We start from the raw sequence: 4760 nt of genomic DNA, 5'->3' as shown, positions 1-4760 counted from the left end.
CGGCGGCTACGGTGGCGACGGCGGCTGGACCACGGTCACCGGACACACCGCCGGCAACGGCGGCCAAGCGGGGCAAGGTGGCCAAGGCGGCGCCGGCGGCATAGGGCCGCCCGGCGGCACCGGCGGCGCCGGCGGCGCCGGCGGCCAGGGCGGGCAAGGCGGGCATGCCGGCCCCGCCCAGGGGCCCGGCGGCGGAATCCAGGGCAACGGCGGCGCAGGCGGCGCCGGCGGCATTGGCGGCTCGGGCGGCGCCGGTGGCGCCGACGACGGCACCGACAACGCCGGCACCGGCGGCACCGGTGGCACCGGCGGCGAAGGCGGCGTCGGCGGTACCGCCTATTACTTTGGCCAACCCACCGGCAAGGTGGGCGCCTCGGGCGCGGGCGGTGCGGGCGGCACCGGCGGCCAGGGCGGCGCGAGTGCCACCAACGGTGACGCCGGCGGCGTCGGCGGCCAGGGCGGCCAAGGTGGCCAGGGCGCCCTTGGCGCTTCGGGCGTGTTCGGCCTCAACGATGGCGGTGACGGCGGCCGAGGCGGCCAAGGCGGCGAAGGTGGTGCCGGCGGCGCGAGCGCGCTCGGCGCCGGTGGCACCGGAGGGGCCGGCGGCGGAGGTGGCCACGGCGGCGATGCCGGCAATGCCGGCTTGATCGGCCAACCCGGGGGCACCGGCGGCACGGGCGGCGCAGGCGGCAGCGGCGGCAGCGGCGGCACCGGCTCCAGCGGCGACCCGGGAACCGGCGGCGACCCGGGAACCGCGGGCACCCCAGGCACCGGCCATTCCGATTACGTGGGCGGCACCGGCGGCGCTGGAGGCGACGGTGGCAGCGGCGGACCGGGCTCGCCGTAGGTACGGACTAAGCCAGGACGGCCAGTTCCTTGGAGAACCGCGTCAGCAGTTCGGGGCCGTGCCCGTCGGCGCCGTCCGGCACGACGAGGGTGTCCTCGATGCGCACGCCGCCGCGGCCGGGCAGGTAAACGCCTGGTTCCACGGTGACCACCGACCCCGCCAGCAGCGTGCCGGTGGACGTGGCGCCGATCCCCGGCGCCTCGTGGATCTGCAGGCCCACGCCGTGCCCCAGGCCATGTCCGAACTGCTCGGCGTACCCGGCGTCGGCGATCAGCTGGCGCGCGGCGCCGTCGACCTCGCGCAGGTTGGCGCCGGGCTTCAGCGCCTCCCGGCCGGCCCGCTGCGCGTCGGCGACCAGCTGGTAGATGTCCAGCTGCCAGTCCGCGGCCTTGCCCAGCACGAAGGTGCGGGTCATGTCGGAGTGGTAGCCGGCGACCAACGCGCCGAAGTCGATCTTGACGAAGTCGCCGTCGGCCAGGACCGCGTCGGTCGGGCGGTGGTGCGGGATGGCCGAATTCGGCCCGGCGGCCACGATGGTCTCGAACGAGATCGCGTCCGCGCCGTGGTCGAGCATCCGCGACTCCAGCTCGCGGCTCACCTCGCGTTCGGTCCGGCCCGGCCGCAGGCCGCCGCGCGCCACCAGATCGGTCAACGCGGCGTCGGCCGCCTCGCAGGCCAGGCGTAGCAGCGCGACCTCCCCCGCGTCCTTGACCTCGCGCAATCCCTCGACGGTCCCGGCGGCCCGCACCAACTCGGTCGATCCCTTGTGCTCCTCGATCTCGCTCGTCAGCGCGTCGAAGCCGTCGACGGTGATCACGTTGCTCTCGAAGCCCAGCTTGCCGACGGCGGCGTCGGCGGCCCGGCCCGCCAGGTAACGCCCGACGGCCCGTTCGATGGCGACCTCGAGGTCGGGCGCCTGCTCGGCGGCCTGGGTGCGGTACCGGCCGTCGGTGGCCAGCACGGGTTCGCGGTCGTCGGCAAACACCAGCAACGCGCCGTTCGATCCTGAGAATCCGGACAGGTACCGCACGTTGACCAGGTCCGTGACCAGCATCGCGTCCAGCCCGCCGGCCCCGATCTGCGCTTTCAGCTTTTCTCGGCGCTGGGAATGTGTCACGACCCTTGACGGTACTCGCTACGCTTTCCCTTCATGAGGAACTGGATGCTGCGCGGATTGGTGTTCGCCGCCGCGATGGTCGTCGTCCGTTTGATACAAGGTGCACTGATCAACGCGTGGCAAACACAGGCCGGGCTGATCAGCGTCGTGCTGCTGCTCTTGTTCGTGATCGGCGTCGTCGTGTGGGGGGTGCTCGACGGTCGGGCGGACGCCAAGGCGCAGCCGGATCCGGACCGCCGACAGGATCTGGCGATGACGTGGCTGCTGGCCGGCCTGTTGGCCGGCATCCTCAGCGGCGCCGTCTCCTGGCTCATCGCGCTCGCGTACTCCGGCCTGTACACCGGGGGCCTGATCAACGAGGTGACGACGTTCGCGGCCTTCACCGCGCTGCTCGTCTTCCTGCCCGGGATCATCGGTGTGGCCGTGGGCCGCTGGCGGATCGACCGCAACCCGCCGCCCCGCCCGCACGGGGAGGGCGACGAACGGGCCGACACCGACGTCTTCTCGGCCGTCCGCGGCGACGAGGCGCCGACCGGCGAGATACCGGCGCAGACGGCCCCGGGTGTGCAGGCCGAGGAACGCACCGGGTCGGTCGCGACCGCCGAGCGCGACGCGCCGACGGAGAAGCTTCCGTCTGGACCATGGGGAGCACCCACGGAAACCATTCCGACCGGCCAGGACGACGCCAAGACCGAGGTCATCCGGACCGACGACTCGAGGCACACCAAGCCGGGCTCGGAGCCGGAAAAGGGTTAACCCACCTCGGCCAGGTAGCGCAGGGCGAGCAGGTAGCCCTGAATTCCCAACCCGACGATCACTCCCGTGGCGACGGGGCTGAGGTACGAGTGGCGCCGAAACTCCTCACGCGCATGCACATTGGAGATGTGCACCTCGATCAGGGGCGCGCTGAGTTCTGCGCACGCATCGCGCAGCGCCACCGACGTGTGGGTGAGGCCGCCGGCATTGAGGATCACCGGCTCGCCGGCATCGGCGGCCGCATGAATCCAGTCCAGTAGCTGCGCTTCGTCATCGCTTTGCCGCACAACCACTTTGAGCCCCAGGGCGGCGGCTTCGCGCTCGATCAGCTCCGCCAGCTGGTCGTGGGTGGTGTCGCCGTACACGTCGGGCTCGCGGCGGCCCAGCCGGCCCAGGTTGGGGCCATTAATCACATTGACCGTCATGACGCCTCCAGCCCCGAGTACGCCGCCGCCAGCAGCGACGGGTCCGGCCCGGTGAGCCGGCCCGGCTTCCCGAGCCCGTCGAGCACCACGAACCGAAGCACGCCGGCGCGGGTTTTCTTGTCCCCGGCCATATATTCCAGCAATTGCGGCAACGCGTCGGCGTCGTACGTAACCGGCAGGCCGAGCGAGGTCAGGATGCTGCGGTGGCGCGCCGCCGTCTCGTCGTCCAGCCGGCCGGCCAGCCGGGCCAGCTCCGCGGCGAACACCAGGCCCACCGACACGGCGGCGCCGTGGCGCCACCGGTAGCGTTCCCGGCGCTCGATCGCGTGCGCCAAAGTGTGGCCGTAGTTGAGGATTTCGCGCAGCTCCGACTCCTTCTCGTCGGCGGCGACGACCTCCGCCTTGACGGCGATCGCGCGCCGGATCAGCTCCGGCAGCACGTTGCCCGCGGGGTCCAGCGCGGCCTGCGGGTCGGCCTCGATGAGGTCAAGGATCACCGGGTCGGCGATGAACCCCGCCTTCACCACCTCGGCCATCCCGGCGACGAGTTCGTTGCGCGGCAACGTCTTCAGCGTCTCCAGGTCCACCAGGACGGCCAGCGGCTGATGGAACGCGCCGACCAGGTTCTTGCCGGCGTCGGTGTTGATGCCGGTCTTGCCGCCCACGGCCGCGTCGACCATGCCGAGCAGCGTGGTCGGGACGTGGACGATGTCGACGCCGCGCAGCCAGGTCGCCGCCGCGAAACCGGCGACGTCGGTGGCCGCCCCGCCGCCCAGGCTGACCAGGGCGTCCCTGCGGCCGATTCCGATGCGGCCCAGCACTTCCCAGATGAATCCCACGACGGGGAGGTCCTTGCCCGCCTCGGCGTCCGGGATCTCGATGCGGTGCGCGTCGATCCCCTTGTCGGCCAGCCGCTTTCGGATCTCCTCGGCGGTCTCGCCCAGTACCGGCTGATGTAGCACCGCGACTCGGTGCCGGCCGGACAGCAGGTTCTCCAGCTCGCCGAGCAGGCCGGCGCCGATCACCACCGGATACGGTTCATCGACGGCCACGTGCACGGTGACCGGCGCGGCGGTCATGTGGCGGCCTCGCTCGGCGTCTGCAACCGGCTCAGGATGTTGCGGACCACCGCCCCGGGATTGCGGCGGTTGGTGTCGACCCGGATGGTCGCGACGCGCCGGTACAGCGGGACCCGTTTGGCCATCAGCTCGCGGTATTTCTCGGCGCGGTCCGGCCCGGCCAGCAGCGGCCGCACGGCGGTGCCGCCGGTGCGCCGTACCCCCTCGCGGGCGCCGATCTCCAGGTAGACGACCGTGTGCCCGGCCAGCGCCTCGCACACGCCCGGGCTGGTGACCGCGCCGCCGCCGAGCGAGAGGACGCCGTCGTGCTCGGCCAAAGCCGTGCGCACGACCTGTTCCTCGATGCGGCGGAACTCCTGTTCCCCGTCGGTGGCGAAGATTTCGGGGATGCTGCGGCCGGTCTGCTGCTCGATCGCCACGTCGGTGTCGAGCAGCCCGACCCCGAGCGCCTTGGCCAGCCGCCGCCCGATGGTGGACTTGCCCGAGCCCGGCAGGCCGACGAGCACCGCCTTGGGCGCCATCACGCGGTACCGCGC

5 protein-coding genes and 1 pseudogene are annotated in these 4760 nt (G+C 72.6%); 2 read left to right on the top strand and 4 right to left on the bottom strand.

Going from position 1 to position 4760, the window contains the following annotated elements:
• Positions 1 to 847 (top strand): annotated as a pseudogene (locus A5712_RS32475) (PE family protein); the annotation flags it as partial.
• A gap of 7 nt (positions 848 to 854) precedes the next feature.
• Here A5712_RS32475 and A5712_RS13135 read toward each other — a convergent pair.
• On the bottom strand, positions 855 to 1964 hold the full coding sequence (locus A5712_RS13135; RefSeq protein WP_068105371.1) for a Xaa-Pro peptidase family protein: 1110 nt from the start codon (positions 1962 to 1964) through the stop codon (positions 855 to 857).
• Positions 1965 to 1997: 33 nt separating this feature from the next.
• Between A5712_RS13135 and A5712_RS13130 the strand changes: the two genes are divergently transcribed.
• A complete protein-coding gene (locus A5712_RS13130) occupies positions 1998 to 2720 on the top strand; it encodes a B-4DMT family transporter (RefSeq protein ID WP_082973422.1) in 723 nt (240 codons plus the stop codon).
• Here A5712_RS13130 and aroQ read toward each other — a convergent pair.
• From aroQ to A5712_RS13115, 3 genes are read right to left on the bottom strand one after another with little or no spacing between them, the layout of a single operon-like run.
• Positions 2717 to 3145, bottom strand: coding sequence for a type II 3-dehydroquinate dehydratase (gene aroQ / locus A5712_RS13125; protein WP_068105340.1), 429 nt, complete (start codon positions 3143 to 3145; stop codon positions 2717 to 2719). The two genes, A5712_RS13130 and aroQ, sit on opposite strands and share 4 nt — an antisense overlap.
• The gene (gene aroB / locus A5712_RS13120) at positions 3142 to 4224 is read right to left on the bottom strand and encodes a 3-dehydroquinate synthase (RefSeq protein ID WP_068105326.1); all 1083 of its coding nucleotides are present in this window, start codon (positions 4222 to 4224) and stop codon (positions 3142 to 3144) included. The genes aroQ and aroB overlap by 4 nt, the downstream gene beginning before the upstream one ends.
• Positions 4221 to 4745, bottom strand: coding sequence for a shikimate kinase (locus A5712_RS13115; RefSeq protein ID WP_068105378.1), 525 nt, complete (start codon positions 4743 to 4745; stop codon positions 4221 to 4223). The genes aroB and A5712_RS13115 overlap by 4 nt, the downstream gene beginning before the upstream one ends.
• Positions 4746 to 4760: the final 15 nt, after the last annotated feature.

It is taken from the genome of Mycobacterium sp. E2327 (assembly GCF_001672675.1).
Taxonomy (GTDB): Bacteria; Actinomycetota; Actinomycetes; order Mycobacteriales; family Mycobacteriaceae; genus Mycobacterium.
Note: the sequence above shows the minus strand (reverse complement) of the source record. Positions and strands in the feature narration are given on the sequence as shown.

Excerpts from the sequence above, each read along its gene's own strand:
- A5712_RS13130 (WP_082973422.1), top strand. The coding sequence starts at position 1,998 with ATGAGGAACTGGATGCTGCGCGGATTGGTGTTCGCCGCCGCGATGGTC.
- aroQ (WP_068105340.1), bottom strand. The coding sequence starts at position 3,145 with ATGACGGTCAATGTGATTAATGGCCCCAACCTGGGCCGGCTGGGCCGC.
- aroB (WP_068105326.1), bottom strand. The coding sequence starts at position 4,224 with ATGACCGCCGCGCCGGTCACCGTGCACGTGGCCGTCGATGAACCGTAT.
- A5712_RS13115 (WP_068105378.1), bottom strand. The coding sequence starts at position 4,745 with ATGGCGCCCAAGGCGGTGCTCGTCGGCCTGCCGGGCTCGGGCAAGTCC.